17 protein-coding genes are annotated in these 17,980 nt (G+C 68.2%); 4 read left to right on the forward strand and 13 right to left on the reverse strand.

What is annotated here, in order from left to right:
* Positions 1-132 precede the first annotated feature (132 nt).
* Positions 133-258 carry a hypothetical protein gene (locus ABKA17_RS47635; RefSeq protein WP_353698745.1) on the forward strand — a complete coding sequence of 42 codons (126 nt, stop codon included), beginning with the start codon at positions 133-135 and terminating at the stop codon, positions 256-258.
* A 63-nt stretch (positions 259-321) separates the two neighbouring features.
* Here the strand turns inward: ABKA17_RS47635 and ABKA17_RS47640 are convergent, their stop codons facing one another.
* Positions 322-777, reverse strand: a complete 456-nt coding sequence (locus tag ABKA17_RS47640) for a hypothetical protein (RefSeq protein ID WP_353698746.1) — start codon at positions 775-777, stop codon at positions 322-324.
* A gap of 74 nt (positions 778-851) precedes the next feature.
* Complete coding sequence (locus ABKA17_RS47645; protein WP_353698747.1) at positions 852-1,214, reverse strand: transposase; 363 nt, start codon at positions 1,212-1,214, stop codon at positions 852-854.
* 123 nt (positions 1,215-1,337) lie between these two features.
* Between ABKA17_RS47645 and ABKA17_RS47650 the strand changes: the two genes are divergently transcribed.
* Positions 1,338-2,681: an IS630 family transposase gene (locus tag ABKA17_RS47650; RefSeq protein WP_353698748.1), complete on the forward strand. Its 1,344-nt coding sequence runs from the start codon at positions 1,338-1,340 to the stop codon at positions 2,679-2,681.
* Between the two features lie 507 nt (positions 2,682-3,188).
* Here ABKA17_RS47650 and ABKA17_RS47655 read toward each other — a convergent pair.
* On the reverse strand, positions 3,189-3,584 hold the full coding sequence (locus tag ABKA17_RS47655) for a RidA family protein (RefSeq protein ID WP_353698760.1): 396 nt from the start codon (positions 3,582-3,584) through the stop codon (positions 3,189-3,191).
* 138 nt (positions 3,585-3,722) lie between these two features.
* Between ABKA17_RS47655 and ABKA17_RS47660 the strand changes: the two genes are divergently transcribed.
* Positions 3,723-4,697, forward strand: coding sequence for a helix-turn-helix transcriptional regulator (locus ABKA17_RS47660; RefSeq protein ID WP_353698749.1), 975 nt, complete (start codon positions 3,723-3,725; stop codon positions 4,695-4,697).
* A 304-nt stretch (positions 4,698-5,001) separates the two neighbouring features.
* Here ABKA17_RS47660 and ABKA17_RS47665 read toward each other — a convergent pair whose 3' ends face one another.
* The 10 genes from ABKA17_RS47665 to ABKA17_RS47710 form a co-directional block, all read right to left on the reverse strand.
* Positions 5,002-6,423: a family 43 glycosylhydrolase gene (locus ABKA17_RS47665; protein WP_353698750.1), complete on the reverse strand. Its 1,422-nt coding sequence runs from the start codon at positions 6,421-6,423 to the stop codon at positions 5,002-5,004.
* A 47-nt stretch (positions 6,424-6,470) separates the two neighbouring features.
* Positions 6,471-9,068 carry an alpha-L-rhamnosidase gene (locus tag ABKA17_RS47670; RefSeq protein ID WP_353698751.1) on the reverse strand — a complete coding sequence of 866 codons (2,598 nt, stop codon included), beginning with the start codon at positions 9,066-9,068 and terminating at the stop codon, positions 6,471-6,473.
* Positions 9,065-9,961: a carbohydrate ABC transporter permease gene (locus ABKA17_RS47675; protein WP_353698752.1), complete on the reverse strand. Its 897-nt coding sequence runs from the start codon at positions 9,959-9,961 to the stop codon at positions 9,065-9,067. The genes ABKA17_RS47670 and ABKA17_RS47675 overlap by 4 nt, the downstream gene beginning before the upstream one ends.
* A 5-nt stretch (positions 9,962-9,966) precedes the next feature.
* On the reverse strand, positions 9,967-10,851 hold the full coding sequence (locus ABKA17_RS47680; protein ID WP_353698753.1) for a carbohydrate ABC transporter permease: 885 nt from the start codon (positions 10,849-10,851) through the stop codon (positions 9,967-9,969).
* A gap of 51 nt (positions 10,852-10,902) precedes the next feature.
* Positions 10,903-12,201, reverse strand: a complete 1,299-nt coding sequence (locus ABKA17_RS47685; protein WP_353698754.1) for an ABC transporter substrate-binding protein — start codon at positions 12,199-12,201, stop codon at positions 10,903-10,905.
* Positions 12,202-12,584: 383 nt separating this feature from the next.
* Positions 12,585-13,583 carry a LacI family DNA-binding transcriptional regulator gene (locus tag ABKA17_RS47690; protein WP_353698755.1) on the reverse strand — a complete coding sequence of 333 codons (999 nt, stop codon included), beginning with the start codon at positions 13,581-13,583 and terminating at the stop codon, positions 12,585-12,587.
* 534 nt (positions 13,584-14,117) lie between these two features.
* Positions 14,118-14,723, reverse strand: a complete 606-nt coding sequence (locus ABKA17_RS47695; RefSeq protein ID WP_353698756.1) for a dihydrofolate reductase family protein — start codon at positions 14,721-14,723, stop codon at positions 14,118-14,120.
* 215 nt (positions 14,724-14,938) lie between these two features.
* Positions 14,939-16,078 (reverse strand): GDSL-type esterase/lipase family protein, encoded by a 1,140-nt coding sequence (locus ABKA17_RS47700; protein WP_353698757.1) that lies wholly within the window; start codon positions 16,076-16,078, stop codon positions 14,939-14,941.
* A 70-nt stretch (positions 16,079-16,148) separates the two neighbouring features.
* On the reverse strand, positions 16,149-16,697 hold the full coding sequence (locus ABKA17_RS47705; protein WP_353698761.1) for a YciI family protein: 549 nt from the start codon (positions 16,695-16,697) through the stop codon (positions 16,149-16,151).
* 95 nt (positions 16,698-16,792) lie between these two features.
* Positions 16,793-17,143, reverse strand: coding sequence for a hypothetical protein (locus ABKA17_RS47710; protein WP_353698758.1), 351 nt, complete (start codon positions 17,141-17,143; stop codon positions 16,793-16,795).
* A gap of 223 nt (positions 17,144-17,366) precedes the next feature.
* On the opposite strand from ABKA17_RS47710, the gene ABKA17_RS47715 reads away from it, so the two are divergent.
* A complete protein-coding gene (locus ABKA17_RS47715; RefSeq protein WP_353698759.1) occupies positions 17,367-17,864 on the forward strand; it encodes a hypothetical protein in 498 nt (165 codons plus the stop codon).
* Positions 17,865-17,980 lie beyond the last annotated feature (116 nt).

Raw genomic sequence — 17,980 nt, forward strand, 5'->3', positions numbered from 1 at the left:
TCTGCTCCGCAGGCGGCTCAAGGCGCTGCAGTACCGGCACTGCATCCTCGACGGATTCTTCGCCGAGACGGGCCTCGCTTTCGACAGACCGGACGGACCCTAATACGCCGAAGTCAGTAATCGCGTGGGAGAGTGCACCACACGAGTGCCCCGGCCCCCGCCGGCACCCAGACCGGCGGCATCCGCCTCCACAGGGAGGACGGCGCCGCGCTGTGGGCGTTCGGGGCGACGGAGACCAGGGGCAGGGTCGTCGAGTAGCTCAGGAGTCGTACGGGGCGACGCCCCGGACACCCTGACCGGCGTGGCCGGGGCGGTGTGACCTCAGCAGACGGACATGGTGTTGAAGTCGTACGTCGCCTCGTTCTTGAACACCCAGATGGCGTTGGGGTTGGCAGGGGCGCGGTACGTACCCACATTGGGTCCCGTGAATTTGACTTCGGCTCCGCCCGTCTGGTTGTTGAGCACGGAGAGCGCGTCGATGAAGTTCGAGAGCGACCGCGTACCGCACTTGTACAGGTGGAAGATGCTCTGTTTGCCGTCGCCCTGACCGACCGATACACAGGCGATCCCTGATGCCCGGGCGCAATTCTTGAGCCACGACTCAGCTTGCTCACCACCCGGTATGTCCCGCCATACCTGCTCACCCGGGTACATGGGAGAGATCCCCGGTGTCCACGCGGTGGCGGCGGCCTGGGCCGGTGCCTGCGCGGCCAGCGGAAGAAGGAGCGCGGCGATCAGCGTCGCGACCGTCGCAGCCGCTCGTTTTCTCAGTCCCATGGGGTCTCCTGTGTAGTCGTAACCGACGACTCGAACCGTAGGCCGCACCAGGGTCGTCGTGACCCTGACAGCTATCAGGGTGGGGGGCGCTCGGGGTGCGTCCGAGGCAGAGGCTGCGGAGCCCCCTTTTCGAGCCCTGGCGGCATGCTGTGGGGGCGTTCGACAGTGGAGTCGACCGACACCAGCCAGTCGATGCCGCCGGCCGCATCCGCCTGGGACTGGGCTGCCTGGCGCATCTGCTCGAACGTGCCGTCCAGGGCCCAACGGCGAAAGCGGGTGTGCAGCGTCTGCCACGGGCCGTACTGGTCGGGCACATCGCGCCAGTCCGTGCCCGTGCGGAACTTCCACACGATCCCGTTGAGCATCCTTCGGTCATCCAACCGCTTGCGGCCCCGCAATGACTCGGGCAGCAACGAGCGGGGACCCACGGGGAACATCGGCTAACGCCTCGGTAACACCGAGGTCAGCGTCTCGCCAGCTGGGCGCCGATCCGCATACGCGATCTTCCTAACTAGTGTGATGCGCCAGAAATCCTGAGGGTTAGTAAGTACCCTACCGACATGTCGCATTCGGGGCCTTCTGCTGTGGCGATCACGTTGTCCGAGGCCGAGCGCGCCGAGTTGGTGCGCCGGACGCACATGCCGCACCGGCGCTCGGCTGAGAAGGCCCGCATCATCCTGGCGTGCGCTGACGGCATGTCAAACGCGGGCGTCGCACGGCTCGTCGGTGTCCAGGCCAAGACGGTCGGCAAGTGGCGTCGGGCATTCGCCGCAGAGCGGATGGCCGGGCTCGAGGACGCCGGCTGGATCGGCCGGCCCAAGGCCGACCTCATCCTTGACGATGCTGAGCGCAGGCAGTTGCAGCAGTGGGCTCGGCAGGCCAAGACCGCCCAGTTCCTCGCGTTACGGGCCAAGATCGTGCTGCGCTGCGCGGAGGGCGGGACGAACCAGCAGGCCGCGGCCGACCTGGGCATCGACAGGTCGACCGTGGACCGCTGGCGGGCCCGGTTCATCGCACAGCGCCTCGATGGTCTGCAGGACGAGCCACGCTCGGGCCGGCCGCCCTCGATCCTCCTCGACCAGGTCGAGGAGGTCGTCGTGGCCACCCTGGAATCGCTCCCGGGCCAGGACACGCACTGGTCACGGGCCTCGATGGCCCAGCGCACCGGCCTGTCCAAGTCGACGATCGGACGAATCTGGAAGCGGTTCGACCTCAAGCCCCACCTGCAGGACTCCTTCAAGCTGTCCACCGATCCGCAGTTCGTCGCCAAAGTTGTCGACGTCGTCGGCTTGTACCACCACCCGCCCGAGAAGGCGGTTGTGCTCTGCGTGGACGAGAAGAGCCAGATCCAGGCACTGGACCGGTCCCAGCCGGTGCTGCCGATGATGCCGGGCATGCCCGAACGCCGCACCCACGACTACCTGCGGCACGGCATCACCAGCCTGTTCGCCGCCTTCAACATCGCCGACGGAACCGTCATATCGGCACTGCACCGCCGCCACCGGGCGATCGAGTTCAAGAAGTTCCTGATCCGGATCGACAAGGCAGTGCCCGCCGGGCTCGACGTGCACCTCGTCTGCGACAACTACGCCACCCACAACACCGCCGAGATCAGAACGTGGCTCGGCAAACACCCCCGCTTCCACGTCCATTTCACCCCCACCGGCTCCTCTTGGATGAACCAGGTGGAGCGGTGGTTCGGCCTGCTCACCGACAGGCTCATCCGCCGCGGCGTCCACACCTCCGTGAAGGCACTGGAGGAGGACATCACTGCGTGGATCGACACCTGGAACGAGAACCCGCGGCCCTTCACCTGGACCAAGACAGCCGACGAGATCCTCAACTCCCTCGCCGACTACCTCACCAAAATCGGAACCACCGGTCAGAAAACAGAGCAGAACTAACCCTCAGGATTTCTGGCGCATCACACTAACGATGGCCCCGAGTGGCGCTGTCTGGCCTTCCCTCAAACACGACCAAAGACCCGTCCCCCTCGAACCGCAGCACACGGGGCCGGGAAGCTTCCCGGGCTGATTCCGGCTCAGGATGAAGCTCTCCGTAGCGCTGATGGTAAAGATCAACCGCTTCGCGGAGCGAGCATCCTTGTGTCTCACGGATCGCCTTCACCGCGAGGATGGCGCGTCCCTCCCGAATGTCGCGATCCACGCTCTCCGGCAGTTCTGCCACAGGCCCTCCCCGGTTCGGCATCGCAGTAGAGCAACCGCGGCTCCCCCGGTCAACCGAGTTGAGATGACCGGCATCCGGCTGGGGCGTTCCGCGACGCCCGCCTCACCGCGCCACGAACGCGCTCGGCACGTGCGGGCGCGCGCCGAGCGGACCACGGCGGAACTCAAAAGGACACCGACGCCGCCTCAAGCGCGTCACACTCCAGCAGAGGGGGCGAGCTCGCATCAAGCGACGGCGGTTCCCTCGAGCTCGACCATCTGGCCGGGGATCGCAAGTCGCGTCACGCCGAGCATCGTGGTGGTCGGCGCCACTGCGGCGGCGCCCAACCGGGCCGCCAGCACGCCGTAGTGCGGGAAAAGAAGATCGACGTCGGTCGTGTAGACATTGAGCCGGACGAGGTTGGCGAGAGACATGCCGGCCTCGCCGAGTACGGCCTCCAGGTTGTCGATGCTCAGCGCCAACTGTGCCGCCATATCACCCTCATGCTGAGGCTTGCCGTCGCCGTTCATCGCGGTCTGCCCCGAGATGTACAGGGTCCGGGTGTGCCCGGAGACGACCTCACCCTGGTTGAATCCCATCTCCACCGACCACGTCACCGGGTTGACCGCCGTTCGCTCCACTGCCACATCAGCTCCATTCGATTCATGGGGAGTACGTACGTCCATCGGCTCGACAGTCGCTGCTTTCGACGTCGTGTGCTGAGGAGCCTGCCAACCAATCACGACACCCTTGGTCACGTATTTCGTTAGAGTTTTCGCATGCGCGCCGACCGGTTGGTCTCGCTGGTGTTGCTGCTGCGTCAGCGTGGTCAGTTGACAGCGGACACACTCGCCCGCGAGCTGGAGGTATCCACCCGCACTGTGCTGCGCGACATCGAGGCGCTGTCCGCCGCCGGTGTCCCGGTCTACGCCGAACGCGGCCGGCACGGCGGTTTCGCGTTGTCGCCCGGTTTCCGGACCGAGCTCACCGGACTGAATCGCGACGAGGCCCTCGCCCTGCTGGTCGCCGGATCGCGGCGCGGCGCGCAGGCGTTCGGCCTCGGCTCGGCGCTCGCTTCGGCCATGCTCAAGGTGGTCGACGCGCTCCCGGAAAGCTATCGGGACACCGCGGCCGGCGTGGCTGAACGATTGCTGATCGACCCCGAGGCCGACCTCCTCGCGCGTCGGCTGGTCCCCGAGGAGGTTCCTGACCCGGTAGCGGCCGAGGTCCGGAGCGCGGTGCTCGCCGGACGCAAGCTGCGCATCCATTACGCGGCGGTGGACCAGACCCCGAAATGGCGCACGGTGGACCCGATCGGCCTCGTCACCGTGCGCGACCAGGGCTACTTGCTGGCCACCCGGTCCGGCGCGGACCGCACCTACCGGCTGTCCCGCATTCTGGCCGCCGAGGAACTCTCCGAACCAGCACAGCGACCGGACCGAGTCGATCTGGACCGGGCCTGGCAGGAACGCAGCACACGGTTCCGGACCGGCGGCGACCAAGTCACCGTACAGGTACGGATGAACCCAGTCCGACGGGAGGACCTGGTGGGCACCGCGCTGGCCGTCCTCACCGAAGAAACCGACCCAGACGGCCGACTGCGGCTGAAGGTGACCTTCCAAGACTCCCGACACGCAGAATGGGCACTGTGGCAGCTCGCCACGGACGCGGAAGCCCTGTCCCCGCAGTCGCTCCGCACCTCCCTACGCAACCGCGCCGCCGCGATTGCCGCCAGCTACGGAAAATCCGGCTGAGACCGACTCAACGCCCTCTGAGCGACCGGGGTTGTGTCAACTCACCGGCTGATCTTGGTTGTTGAGGTTCAGCTGTTAGCCGGGTGAGTTGGCCTTCGAAGACGATGCGGAAGGGGGCCCTTGCCGGTCGGAGCGAAGCTCAGCAGCGCCAGAGCCGAGGATGCCGCGGGTGCCCCCGGCCGTGACTCTTCGTCAGGCCCTGCGCGTGGAACACCGGAGGGGGTCTGCTTGTGGCGTGCCCTGGTCCTGGTGTTCCACGCTCTTCCCTACGGCGTCGCGGGCTTCACACCTTCGAGCCGATCTGTCAGACGATCATCCACTGCTGGTTCGCGCTCGCGGTGCAGGTCGCCTGGTCCAGGGCCGCGCCGTTGGCGGTCGATGCCCCGGCGACTTCGAGGCACTTGCCGCTGTTGACGTTGGTGAAGCGGACGTAGCCGCCGATCACGGCCGTCCTCGTCCACAGTTGGTGGGAGGCGCCGGTGCAGGTCGACTGGACGGCGACCGCTCCGTCCGTGATGGCGGCCCCGGAGATCTGCAGGCATTTGCCGCTGTTGACGTTTACCAGCTCGTAGGCGGAGCCCACCGGGGTGGGGACCCACTGCTGGTTGGCGCCGGAGTTGCAGTTGCCGGAGTTCACCGCTGCCCCATCGGCCGTGCTCAGGGACCAGACGTCCGCGCACTTGGCGCTGTTGCGGTTGAGCAGGTGGTTGTTCGCGGCGCCCAGCGGACCGGCGATGACCGGCCAGCCGCCCGCGAAGCTCACCTGGCGGATGTCGAGGGTCTCCCGGCCGGAGTTGTCGCCGTCGTAGTAGTGGTAGGCGAGGAACTTGGACGTGCCGTCGTCGTAGGCGTCGGCACCGCCCGCAGCCACCTTGGGGTAGGCCCCGGTGAGTACGGTGGTTCCGCCGCCGGAAGCCATGTCGGTGCCGTTCTGGTCGAGGTACGGCCCCGTGATGCTGGTGGAACGGCCGACCACGGTGTAGTAGGTGCTGTTGACTCCGCTGCAGCACAGACCCTTGGAGCCGAAGAGGTAGTAGTAGCCGCCGTTGAGGATGATCGTGGGGTTCTCGATCTCGACGGCAATGTGCCAGAGGTTGTTGTCGCTGGTGGAGAGCTTGCCGGTGGACTGGTCCAGGACGTGCATGTACGTGCCGGAACCGGTCCAGGAACCCCAGGAGATGTAGAGCCGGCCGTCGGGGCCCCAGTCGACGTTGGGGTCGATCGGGTAGTTGACGTCCGTGACCATCCCCTGGTCTGTCCACGGGCCCTCGATGTTCGTGGCCGTGGCGAGGCCCATCACCGCGTAGTTCGTCCCCCAGAGCGAACCGGCGTAGTACAGGTGGTACTTGCCGTTGAAGTACTTGATGTCCGGGGCCCAGATGTTCGGAGGGGTCGAGCCCAGCTTGGCGGTGATCCAGGACGGGGTCGACGACCACACGTTGCCGACCTTGGTCCATCCGGAGGCCGCGGTGCCACCGCAGGCCTTGCGGATGGTGACGGATCCGCTGGGGTTGAGCGAGTCGTTCTCGAACCCGGTGGAGAAACCGTAGTAACAGCTGCCGACCTTGATGACACTCGGGTCGTGCATCCGGAGGTCGCCGCTGAGCGCCTGCGCCGGACCGGCGGTGACCAGGCCGAGAACGGTCAGCACGGCGACCGTGATCGCGGCGAGGACGGAACGCCCCGCGCGTCCGTGCCGCTCTCCGGTTGTTCGGGATCTGAGCATGCGAAACTCCTTTGTCCGCTGCGGTGTTGGCCCGGTAGTGGGGTGTGTCAGGCAGTGAGGGAACCGAGGTCCGCCCGCCGGGTGGTCGTCGTGCCGGTCTGCAGGACGGTCACGTCTCCGTCGGGCCACTCGATGCGTCCCGTGGCTCCGGTCGGCACGGTCGCCGCCACAGTGAGTTCGCTCCCGTCGAGCTCCCAATGGATCTCGACGCGCCCGTACGGCGACTCGTGGGCGGCGTGCGCCCAGGTGATGCCGCCGCCCGGTCGTGGGCGGAAGACGATGTCGCGGTAGCCGGGCCCGCTCGCGTCCAGTCCGGCGACCGTGCTGTGCAGCCACTGGGCGACGGCGCCGAGGGCGTAGTGGTTGAACGAGGTCATCTCGCCCGGGTTGACGGTGCCGTCGGGCAGCATGCTGTCCCAGCGCTCCCAGACGGTGGTGGCGTCATGCTTGAGCGCGTAGAGCCAGGACGGGCACTCCTGCTGCAGGAGCAGGGCGTACGCGGTGTCGTCGTGGCGGGTGGCGCTCAGCGCGGGTGCCACCAGCGGGGTGCCGATGAAGCCGGTCTGGATGGTGTGACCGCCCTCGGTGACCAGTTCGGCCAGACGTCGGCCGGCGACGGCCCGGGCTTCCGGGTCCGGGAGGAGGTCGAACTGGAGGGCTACGGCGTAGGCGGTCTGGGTGTCGCTGGTCATCAGGCCGCCGTGCAGGACGTACGCCTCGACGAACGCCTGCCGGACGCGTTGTGCGCGTGCCTCGTAGCGGTCCCGTTCGTCGCGGTGTCCGAGGACACCGGCTGTCCACGCCACATGGCGCAGGGACCAGGCGTAGTACGCCGTGGCGATGAGGTGGCGGTCGGTGCGACCGGCGCCAGGGTCGTCCGGGGGTGCGAACGGGTCCAGCCAGTCGCCGAGTTGGTAACCACGGCTCCACAGGCCCGACTCGTCGGCGAGTTCGGTGATGAGGTCGACCCACCGTCGTGCGCTGTTGTACTGGGCGGCGAGGAGTCCGGTGTCGCCGGAGGCCCGGTACAGATCCCAGGGAGTCAGCGCTACGACGTCGCCCCAGCCGGCGCCCGGTCTGGCCGGGGTCCACTGCTCGCCGCCGGGGATCTCGGGGACGTACCAGGGGACGGTCCCGTCGTCGTGCTGTTCCACGGCGACGTCGCGCAGCCAGGACGTGAGCATGCCGTGGCAGTCGTACAGGAAGGCGGCGGTGGGGGCGAAGATCTGGATGTCGCCGGTCCAGCCGAGCCGTTCGTCCCGTTGGGGGCAGTCGGTGGGGAGGTCGACGAAGTTGCCGCGCAGGCTCCACACCACGTTGCGGTGCAGGCGGTTGACCTGGTCGTCGGAGCAGGCGAACCAGCCGGTCCTCGCCATGTCCGTGTGGTGGACGCGGGCGACGATGGCGTGCTCCAGCAGGCCTTCGCCGCGCCAGCCGGTGATCTCGGCGTACCGGAATCCGTGGAGGGTGAAGCGCGGCTCCCAGGTCTCGGGGCCGCCGCCGCGCAGGGTGTACCGGTCGGTGGACGCGGCGCCGCGCAACGGGCGGACGCACAGCTCGCCGTCCTGGAGCACTTCGGCGTGGCGGATGACGACCGTGTGCCCGGCCGGACCGGACACCGTGAGGCGGATCCGGCCGACGAGGTTCTGCCCGAAGTCCACCAGCAGCCGGTCGGCGTCCAGCGCGGTCACCCGCACCGGGGTGGTCTCCTCGGTGCAGCGCACCGGGGGTCCGGTGGGCGCGACCAGGGTCGCCGGGTCCCGGGTGACGAGGTCCACCGGTGACCAGTGGCTGTCGTCGAATCCGGGGCTGGACCAGCCGGGCAGCTCCTCGCGGGCGTCGTACGTCTCGCCGTCCAGCAGCCCCGCGGACAGGATCGGCCCCCGGCCGGCCCGCCAGGAGGTGTCGCTGCCGATGATGGTGACACTGCCGTCACGGTGGACGATCTCCAGCTGGGCGAGGAGTGCGACCTGGTCGCCGTAGAGGTCGGCGTGGCCGCCGCCGAAGCCGAGGCGTCCCCGGAACCAGCCGTCGGCCAGCCAGGCGCCGATGGCGTTGGCGCCCGCGCGCAGGTGCTCGGTGACGTCGTGGGTCTGGTAGCGCAGCCGGTGGTGGTAGCTGGTCCATCCGGGTGCGAGGGCGTGGTCGCCCACCCGTCGGCCGTTGATCTCGATCTCGTACAGGCCGTGGGCGGTGACATACAGCCGGGCGCGCTCGATGTCCGCGGCGGCCGTGAACTCCTTCCGCAGCAAGGGGGGACGCCGCTCGACGCCGGTGTCCTGCGGCGAGACCGCCCGGGCCGTCCAGTCGCCGGGTGCCAGCAGGCCCGCTTCGATGTGCAGCGGTGGGCTCCAGTCGCCGGCCACCTCGTCGGCTCCGCGGACCCGCACCCGGATCGCGCACGCTTCGCGGGAGGTCAGGGGCTCCAGCGGCCAGGGAACCAGTACGGAGTCCTGGGAGGTCACCCAGTCCGTGCGACACGTCCCCTCGGCGCGCGTCGCCTCGATCTGGTAGGCGTGCTGTGTCCAGCCGGTCGGTGCCGTGGTCTTCCAGGAGAGCCGGGGCGAGGACTCGCCGATGCCGAACGGTTCCCGGTGGTGCTCCGCCGTCGGTGCGGCCACCGTGGGTATGGGCTCGTGGGTCATCCCTTCACCGCCCCGGCGGTCAGGCCCTTGATGATGCGCTGGTTGATGAGCAGGTACAGCACCAGGGCGCCGACGACGTTGATGCTGATCGCGGCGAACAGGGGGCCGAAGGCCGTCTCCCCGTACTGGCCGGTGAAGTTGAGCAGTCCCACCTGGATGGTGCGCAAGTCGTCGTCCGTGGTGAAGGTGAGGGAGATGAGCAGGTCGTTCCAGATGAAGAAGAACTGCACGAGCGCGACCGTGAAGACGGCGTTGCGGACGACGGGGAATCCGATCCGCCAGAACGCGGTGAGCATGCCGGCCCCGTCGAGGGTGGCCGCCTCGAACATCTCGCGAGGGACCGCCCGGAAGTAGGTGGCCATCATGAAGACGGTGAGCGGGAGGCCGACCGCGGTGTACGTGATGATCAGCGGCCACATCGTGCCGGACAGTCCGCTCTGGAAGTACACCCGGAACAACGGCAGCAGGATCATCTGGCTCGGCACCATGATGCCCAACAGGAAGACGAGGAGCACCTGGTGGCGTCCGCGCCAGATCATGACCTCCAGGGCGAAGCCGGCGGCGGTGCCCAGGACGATGATGAGCGCGAGCGAGGGCACGGTGGCCAGAAGGCTGTTGCGGACGTAGAGGGCGACATGCCCGGTCGTCCACGCGTCGGCGTAGTTCTGGAAGTCCCACTTCCCGGGCAGCGACCACGCGGGGTCGTTGACGAACTCCGACTGGGTCTTGAAGGAGCTGAGCAGCAGCCACAGCAGGGGCGTCAACTCGACGATCACCAGCAGGGCGACGAGCAGGTTGCGGGTCAGGCGGCGGCCGTACCCGGGCTTTCGGACTCTGGCCGGCCGTGTTTTGGGCGGGAGTTCACGCGGCGGGGCCGTCATGGTGTCAGTCATGGGGTTCAGCCCTTGGTCAGGTCGCGGCGCGAGAAGCGGAAGACGACGAGGGTGACGCCGAGGCAGACGACGGTGAGCAGCGAGGCGATCGTGCTGCCGTAGCCGTAGTCGCCGTAGGAGAAGGCGGTGCGGAACATGTAGAGGGTCAGGGGCGTCGTGTCGCTGCCCGGGCCACCGTCGGTCAGGGCGAGAACCGAGTCGAACACCTTGAGGGTGCCGTTGATGCTGAACACGATCGAGGACAGCAGCACGGGCGCGGACAGTGGCAGGACGATGTGCCGGACCAGCCGCCAGCCGGTGGCGCCGTCCAGCCGCGCCGACTCGAGCGTCTCGTCGGGGATGTCGAGGAGTCCGGCGAAGATGAGGACGCCGTAGAAGCCCATGGAGCGCCATACGTCCATGACGACGAGGACGGCGAAGGAGCCGCCGGCGCTCGCGAACCAGTCGCCGTGGTGCAGGCCGAGCCCTTCGAGGGCGACGTTGGCCAGGCCGTTCTGCGGGGCGACAGCGAAGAGCTTCTGGAACATCAGGGCCACGGCGACCGTCGGGAGGATCACCGGGAAGAACACCAGCGTACGGACGAGCGCGGACGACCTGCGCAGGACGAACACGTAGAGCAGCGCGAGCAGGTACCCGCAGAGCACCTGCCCGACGCTGACGGCGATCGCGTACTTGAAGGTGAACCACAGCGCCGAGTGGGCCTGCGGGTCGTGCCACAGTTTCTCGAAGTTGCCGAGGCCGCCGAAGGTGAAGCCCTCGATGACGTTGCCCTTGAAGAAGGTGTACCCGAGGGACCAGCCCATCGGTACCAGCATCACCAGGGTGTACACCAGCAGCGCCGGGCCGAGCAGGACGGCGATGGCACGGCGGTCTCCCAGAACTGAACGCATGACGGCTCTCTCACGAAGGGTTCGGTGCGGACGGCGATGGTGCGGCAGCGGTCAGCCGTTGTCGAGGTCGGTCTGGACCTTCTGCATGAAGTCCTTGGCGGAGAGGGACCCGGTGACGAGCGGCGCGGCGTTCGTCTGGCTGGTCTCCGTCGCCTTCGTGTTGAACAGCGCCTCGAACCACAGAGTGCTGGTCGTCGTCTTCGTGATGGTGTCCTGGACGGTCTGCGTCAGCGGCGGGAGGGTGCCGGTGTCGCCGTTGGGCTTGAACCCGGAGATGGTGCCCTGGTCCTTCAGTGAGGCTGCGCCGTAGTTCTTGGTGATGCACTTGAGCCAGTCGCCGACCTTGGCGTCGTAGGACTTGGCGGAGACGGCGACGGGGAGGCCGACGTTGGCGGGGATCTGGTCCGCGCTGCCCTTGCCGCCCACGACGGTCGGGAACGGCATGAAGCCGACGTTGTCCGCACCGATCTTGTTCTTGGTCTTGTCGTTGAAGTCGCCGAGCGCCCAGCTGCCCATGTAGAACATGGCGGCCTTACCGGTGAGGAACTGCTGCGTCGCGGTGTCGTAGTCGATCGAACCGACGCCCTTGCCGAAGTAGCCGGCCTTGCCCAGGTCGGCGATGGCCTGCGCGGCCTTCACATAGGCGGGATCGGTCAGCTTGGCCTTGCCGTCGGCGACCGCCTGGAGAGCGTCCGGGCCGAGATCGCGGTAGAGGTAACCGCTGACGAGGCGGGTGAGGGGCCAGCCGTCCTTGCCGTCGGCGGAGAACGCCGTGATGCCGGCGTCCTTGAACTTCTTGGCCGCTGCGACCAGTTGGTCGTAGGTCGTGGGGGCAGCGATGCCGTGGTCGGCGAAGAGCTTCTTGTTGTACCAGATGCCCTCGATGTTGAACTGGTAGGGCATGACGTTGAACTTGCCGTACAGGTTCTCGACGGTCTTGACCGCGGCCGGCTGGAGGTCGTCCCACACGCCGAGGTCCTTGAGCGTCTTCTCCAGGTCGAGGACCTGGCCCGCCTTGTCCAGGGTCTTGGTGAGCTGGGGGGTGCCGCCCGCCGCGAACTGCACCGGCAGCGCGTTCTGCCCGGCGAGCAGCTGCACCTTCTGGTCGACGTTGCCTATCGGAAGCGTCTGGATCTTCAGCGGCAGGGCCTTGTTCTGCGCCGCGCACGCACCCTTGCCCAGGGTGGTGAGCTCCTCCTGAACGATGTGGTTGTCGTCGTTGATGGTGAGGGTGAACGCCGTGGCGTCACCGCCCGAGCCGCTCCCGCCGCCGCAGGCACTCAGCAGCAGGCTGGAGGTGGCGGCGGTGGCGAGCAGGGCGATACGGCGGGTTCTGAGGGTCTTGTGCACGGGTGCTCCTCGGCACACAGAGCGTTGAAACGCTTCAATGGGGAGATGCGGGGAACCTATGACCCGTTTCAGCGCGTGTCAAGGAGTTGTCGGGGACGTTTCCGAACCGCGGCTGAGCGCTGAGGGTGGGGTGGGCGGCGGGGGTTGTCGGTGGGGCGGGGGGAGAAAGGGCTGGCCAGGCGGTGGGGGCGGTCGGCCGGGGCACGCCGAGACGGATGATCAGCGCGGTGTGGTGCTTTGGCGGATCAGCGCGGCGGTGGGCCAGACCTCGGTTCGCGAGCTCCCGGCAGCGCTCCGGTAGACGCGGCCAGCCGGGCGCGCCCGCGCAGACGATCAGCGCGACGCTGCACGGTGACGTGGACGATCAGCTCAGCAGCTGACAATCAGCTGGGCGCGCTGGCGCGGACGATCAACTCCGGTTCCAGGACGACCGTGGCATGCCGGTGCTGTTTGCCCGACGCCACCTCGTCCATCAGCAGCCGGATCGCCTCCTGGCCCATCATTCGGCCCGGCATGTCCACCGCGGTCAGGGGCACCGCAGCGGCGCCCGCCGCGCGGTTGTTCTCGCAACCGACGACCGCGACCTGGTCGGGCACCCGGATCCCCGCCACGGTATGCAGCTCGTGGATGATGGCGTTGGCCAGCTCGTCGGTGACGACGACCAGGCCGTCAGGCAGCTCGTCGGGCGCCCTCCGGGCCAGCTCCGCCCCGACCACATGCCCGTGGGACGTGGTCAGCCCGACGCTGTCGATCTCCTCCAGGGTGACGCCGGGACCCGCCTCCTCCACCGCCTCACGCACTCCCCTGCGCCGGTCGCGCACGGGCTGGTAGTCGTCGTGCGCGACCACGTACGCCAGCCGGGTGCGCCCGGTGTCGATGAGATGGCGGGCCGCCAGGTACCCCACGTGCTCGTTGTTGACCAGCACCGAACAGCAAGTGCCGGGCCGGGGGGCGTAGTTGAGCAGCACGACCTGGCGGCCGTGCGAACGGATGCGGGCAATGCCGGCCGTGGAGTCCTCCATCGGCGCCAGCAGCACGCCGGTCACCCGGGACTCGTCGAACAGATCCAGGTAGTCGTCCTGAAGCCGCATGTCGCACGCCGTGTTCGCCAGCAGCAGGTTCTGCCCGACGGCGCGGGCGGCGTCCTGCGCACCGTGCGCCATGTCGATGAACAGGGAGTTCTCGATGTCGGCGAGGACCATACCGATGCTCTTGGTCGACCCCGACACAAGGGACCTGGCCGCGTCGTTGCGCACGAAACCCAGCCGGCTGATGGCCTCCCGGACCCGCTCGGCCGTGGCAGGACTGACCTTCGCCGGGTGGTTGAGCACGTTGGAGACCGTGCCGACCGAGACGCCGGCGGCGTCGGCGACATCCTGCATGCTCGGACTGGCATGCCCCTGAACTGCTCGCGGACGGGCGGTTGCCACAGCGCTCCTCGACCTCCGGTCTCGTTCCAACCCGGGACCGCACGGCACCCACAGTGACCAGGCTGTCGCCGACAAGGCGCAGGATACATGACACGCGTTGAAACGCTCCAAACGCGGCGCGCGCCGACCTTCCGTCGGACCGAGCGTAGCGAGCGATAACAGCAGGTCAAAGCGCCACCAGATTCCCGCTTCCGCCGCGTACCCTCCGATCACCCCGCAGATCACCGGCGACTGCACAGCCTGCCTGGATTCCGGGCGATGGCGAGGTGAACCGCCCAATCGGCGCGTCAGGTCTTGACGACCGACCGGTGCGTGCACTCTTCCCACCGACGGCCTGATTGAAGCGCATCAATCAGCACGAGGCGGCGACCATCGCGGCCGCGTCCGCAATGGGGCCGGGCGTCCTGACGTTGGTCGTCGGTCAGGTCTTGGTCCGCGCCCGCCGGCGACGGCCTCGCGGCCGTCCAGACCGGCGGACGGGTCGACTCACGCAGGGGCGCCGAGCGGCGGGTGCTCGAGTACGCGGGGCTTGTACTCGACCAGCTGGATGCGGCCGTCGAAGGTGCGGTGCTCGGTCATCTCGAGGGCGACGTCCGGGTAGCCGTCGTAGATGCGTTCCTGACCTGTGGCTCCGGTGATCACCGGGAACATCACGACCCGGAAGCGGTCGACGAGACCGGCACGCAGCAGGGACCGGCACAGGCTGAGGCTGCCGATCGTGCTCAGGAGCCCCGAGCCACTCGACTTCATCTCGCGGACGGTCTCGACGGCGTCGTCGCGGATGAGGGTGGAGTTGGCCCAGTTCAGTGGCCCCTTGAGGGAGGAGGAGAACACCACCTTCGACGCCTGCGTGAGCTCGTCGACGGACGCCTCTTCCTCGGGCCTGAACTCGTCTTGGCCACCCGGAATCTCGCCTGCGGCGAAGCCCGACATCAGGCGGTATGTGTTCGCTCCCATCAGGTAGGTGACCTCGGGCTGCTCGCCGAGCCACGCGAGATACTCCGGGCCCTCGAGACCCCAGAACCCGGGCCATCCCTCGCCCGATGCGTAGCCGTCGAGGGAGGTGATGAAGTCGACGAGAAGCTCCGACATGGCAGTGTCCCTTCGTAGGTGTCACGAGCTTGGACCGGCCGGGAGCCGGAAACTCATCGGCCACGCTGTGGGGTAACGAGAAAACCCAGAACGCTGGAGCGGAGCACGTAGGCGAGCGGCACTCCTTTGCGCAGTGCCTCCACCGCCCCTCTCCGGCAGGAAGAGCGCGGAAGCTCCACACCCGGTGCTGGTCCAGAGTGCGCAGCCCAGCTCATTCAGCGGAAGGGACCATCGGTCTCGAAGGCGTGGGCTGCGAAGCGCTTGCCCATTCGACGGTATGCGGCGGCGGTGGGGTGAAGGCCGTCGGCGAGGTCCTCCGTCTCGTCCGGACCGAGCAGCTCGCGTCCGTCCAGATAGTGGAGGTGGGGATCGGACGCCTGTCGTGCCGCAGCGATCCGAGCCAGCTCGGCACGGACCACCGCCAACGACAATGCGCCGCCGGCCACGTCGGCCGGGTCGCCCAGGGCAGCGAGCCTGCCGTCCGGGCCGGTCGTGGTCGGGCCGGGGGTCTCCTCCAGGGCCGGACAGCTCACCGGAGAGATCAACAGCAGCGGGATGTCCGGGTGTCCATCCCGGATGGTGTCGAGGAATCCGTGTACCGCCGGGCCGAATGTCCGCAGCCGGAAGGCGGACAGGCTCACGATGTTGATGCCCACCTTGAGGCTGATCAGATCGGCGGGCATGTCGCGGATCGTCCGGGCGACATAGGGATCCAACAGCGCGTTGCCCGCCAGGCTGAGGTTGATCACCTCCACTGCTCCGAGCGCGGCCGCTACCACCGGCCAGGTCCCGGTCGGACCGTCTGCCTCGATGCAGTGGCTGATGGAACTGCCGTAGTGGACCCATCGGCGCCGCCCGTCCGGCAGCGGTGCCAGCACGTCGCCGTCAGCGCGCAGTGCCACCAGTTCCGTCGGCGTCTGCTGCGGCAGCCACAACTCGACGTCCTTCATGCCGGCCGGCAGCCCGGCGAACCGTACGGTCCCTGGCTTGCCCGGGATGAGTCGCTGTACGGCCGTGGGGCCCGCCATCCGCAGCACGTTGCCCACCGGCGCCTGCTGACGCCCGGCCAAGGCGCCGTCCACCAGCAACTCCAGCATCCCGGTCGGGCGAGGATGGGGGTCGGAATCGAGCTGGCCGGTGAAGGTGAGTACGTCAAACTCCAATGCGCGCGCATCGGTGCGGAACACCAGCCGTACGCCCGAAGGCATCACGGTCACCCCGTAGACCGACGGGTCCTGATACTGCTCCTTGGTCCACGCGGGCAACCGGCGCGGCATCACCCCGGTCTGTGTGGTCTCCACGTCCAGGGCGCCCCGTAACTCCACCGGCCCGCCCACCAGTGGCACCTCCCGCATCACCACCGTCACCGCCCCTGTCCCAGGTCGATGGGGTCCGAAGACGCCATCGGCCCGGAGCCTTCGTGGCTCATCGACGCCCGCCGCACTCCCAGTCGTGGACCTCGATATCCGCGTACCGGTCCGGACTCAGAACGGCTCGTGCCGTGTCCGGATCCGGGGCCCTGAGCAGCACCGCCGTACCCAGCCAGGTGTCGCCGTCGTCGGACAGCAGCGGCCCGTACGCGACCAGCTCGTCCCGGTCGAGCGGCGGGGCCACGTCAGGGGCCGGGCCCTCGCCGAGGCCGAGCACCAGGTACCGGTTGCCACCGGTCAGGCCACCGGGGAAATCCCACATGGTGCGCCCCAGCACGTTGTGCCATCGGCGCAGCAGCACGTCCCGGTAGGCGCCGGCCTGGTAGTTGGGCTCGTCGAAGGCGAACGCGCGGGCGGCGGCGGGATCGGGCAGGTCGACGATGTGCACGCTGCCGGTGGGTGTTTCACCGTCATCGGCGAAGGTCGGGCCGCGGGCGATCAGTTCCTTCGCGTACCGATCCATGTAGGACCAGTGCTCCTCCAGCAACTCCTCGCGTAGCGCGAGGGAGCCGGGCCGATCACGGTGGTAGCAGAAGAACTCCATGGCCATGGACCCTTCCCTACCCAAGGCGCCATCTCAACTGCTTTCGATGACGATGACCTCTCGGGTCGTCACCGAGGCGGCCGAAGGCGGCCCTGTCAGGCGCCGTCTTGCTGTGAGAACCGGAGTGAGAGTGAGCGAAGCACATCGGTCGTCGACGTCTCGGGGCGCCCTCCGTCGTGTACCTCGCCCAGGTGGACGAAGGCGTAGGAGAAACAGTTGGAGAGCGTCACGATGGCAGGTCCAAGAGCCCTCACGATGATGTCCGCGGCCTCTTGGGGAGTCGCGTCCGCCGGGAGGCGGATCTCAGGGAGGGTTTCGGCGAGGAGGCCGGAGATCGCGCCGGTGAGTGCGACTTCGGCGTCAGGGTTCTCGGTTACCTGTCGCCTTATCTCCATGGCCTCGGTCAGGATGCCGATGACGCGTCGCATGATCTCGGATTGCTGCATGCGAGGAGCCTAGGTGCCGGTGGCCGGTTCCTGGCAACGACGCTCCCAGGGCTGCCCAGTTGGGCGGCGAGCCGATCCGGAGCGGCGGGGTCGGGGCGGCCCCGCTCCAGCCCCAGCCCCAGCCCCAGCCCCAGCCCCTGACAACTGTCAGGGACCGCTGCGCGATTCGCCTTCCTAGGCTTGCGGTGCGCGATGCCCTGTCAGCCCTGCCGCGAGGAGCATGATGTCCCTGTTCACGCGTATGGCCGCCACGCTGAGCGTGGCCGCTTCGTTCATCGGCCTCGTCGGACTCGCACCGCAGGCATCAGCGGCGGAGCCGTCGGACGGCACGCACTGCGCCGTGGTGGTGGAGCGGGTGAAGCCCGGTGAGAAGTTCTCCCGGGTGAAGAGCCGGACCTGTTCCGACACCGGGACCGCCGCGGCCGCCCTCAGCGGCCGCACCCTGCTCGTGACCTGGTACGAGCACGCCGAGTACGGCGGCGCCAGCACCGACGTGTACGGGGACTACGGCCCCTGCGACGCGGCCGGCTACGTCCTGACCGCGGGCGTGTGGTGGCGTGACCAGATCTCCTCGTTCATCACCTACAACAACTGCGACGGCCAGCAGGCCGTCCTCAACAACGGCGGCGCCGTCTACTACTACGGGTTCGGCACGCCGAACGTCGGCGGCCAAGCGAACGACAACATCGGTTGGCTCAAGGTGTGGGACGCCCTTTACTGACTTCGGCGTATTAGGGTCCGTCCGGTCTGTCGAAAGCGAGGCCCGTCTCGGCGAAGAATCCGTCGAGGATGCAGTGCCGGTACTGCAGCGCCTTGAGCCGCCTGCGGAGCAGAGTC

Source organism: Streptomyces sp. RG80 (assembly GCF_040446465.1).
Classification (GTDB): domain Bacteria; phylum Actinomycetota; class Actinomycetes; order Streptomycetales; family Streptomycetaceae; genus Streptomyces.